The 1,259-nt window shown below is 41.6% G+C and carries 1 protein-coding gene and 1 pseudogene; both read right to left on the bottom strand.

Annotated elements, in window-relative coordinates; genetic code table 11:
- Positions 1–73: 73 nt before the first annotated feature.
- On the bottom strand, positions 74–880 hold the full coding sequence (locus tag F6K51_RS37570) for a class I SAM-dependent methyltransferase (protein WP_293031349.1): 807 nt from the start codon (positions 878–880) through the stop codon (positions 74–76).
- A gap of 39 nt (positions 881–919) precedes the next feature.
- Positions 920–1,259: pseudogene (locus F6K51_RS37565) on the bottom strand (ubiquinone/menaquinone biosynthesis protein); the annotation flags it as partial.

The raw sequence follows: 1,259 nt of genomic DNA, 5'->3' as shown, positions 1-1,259 counted from the left end.
AATCTGCATTTATTGTGTCTTTTTCTACTTTACTCGTCGTTATACTCCGCCATCGGCGGGATTATTGTACCTTTTATACTTTCTCGCTTTTGAAAAAATACCATCCCAGTTCGCCAGCTTCAACAGCTCCAGCACTCTTGCCATAGGACACACTAAGTTCCGGATATTGCTCTCGAATTCTATCAGACTGAATCGCATAAGATTTCTGCATATGTTGGCTCAAATCTGTCGCTTCCAGCACCTTAAAACCTGCCGCACTCAGGTTATCTCGATAGGATTCAGGGGTAAAAAGATTATTAACAAGTAACCGCTCGTAGAGGTGCTTGCGAGTGGATTCACTAATATCCATGGTTGGGGTAGTTAAGTCATCAAAAACAAACCGTCCTTGGGGTTTTAAGACTCTGCTAATTTCCTTGAGTGCCAAACCTCGTTCTTCAATATGTAGGAGAGTTCCTTGACTCCAAGCATGGGTAAAGGATTCATCTGGGAAAGGCAAATCGAGGATTGATGCTTTCTCGAATGAAAGATTTAGTGAAGGATTATCCTTCGCTTTTATTTCGCAGTTGCGGATATGAGTGGCACTAAGATCGATTCCTACAACCTCACAACCCTTTTGCTGAGCGATCCAGACGGCAGCTTTACCGTTTCCACAACCTACTTCCAGTACCCGTGACTGAGCAGAAATTCCACTGTGTTCTAACATATATTCATTCCAGCGATCGCAGCCACGCAGAAAGTCTTCATAGGTGTGGACTTCATCTAAGTTGTCGAAATATCCCCAATGCTTGCTGCCATCTGGGTGCCAGGAAATCCGATAGCGATCATCTGAGTTATCGTAATAGCTTTGGGTATCAGCTTCTGTAAATTTTTTTGTCATCATAACCTCCTAGTCGTTTATAGTTGGATTTTGTTAAAACTCTTAGCTGCTTAACTTTTCACAGAGGAAGAACCACCAACCTACATCACCAGCTTCCACAGCAGCAGCACTTTCCTGATAAGACCTACTTAGTTTTGGATATTGCTGTTGAATGATTGCAGACCGAATTTGATAACATTTTTGCATATGTTGACTTAAGTCCATAGTCTCTAACAGCCTTAAACCTAAGTCGGTAAGATAGTTTTTGTAGAAGTCAGGGGTAAACATATCATTAACGATCAGCCGTTCGTATAGATGTTTTTGGGTAGAAATATTGATTTTTGATACTGGTGTTACTAGGTCATCAAAAGCAAAGATTTCCCCATATCTGAAGAGCGTCGTG

The organism is Moorena sp. SIO3I8 (genome assembly GCF_010692325.1).
GTDB lineage: Bacteria > Cyanobacteriota > Cyanobacteriia > Cyanobacteriales > Coleofasciculaceae > Moorena.
This window is presented reverse-complemented; position numbering and strand designations above follow the sequence as displayed.

What these genes read in the sequence shown, in the direction of transcription:
- F6K51_RS37570 (WP_293031349.1), bottom strand. Translation starts at nt 880, where the DNA reads ATGATGACAAAAAAATTTACAGAAGCTGATACCCAAAGCTATTACGAT.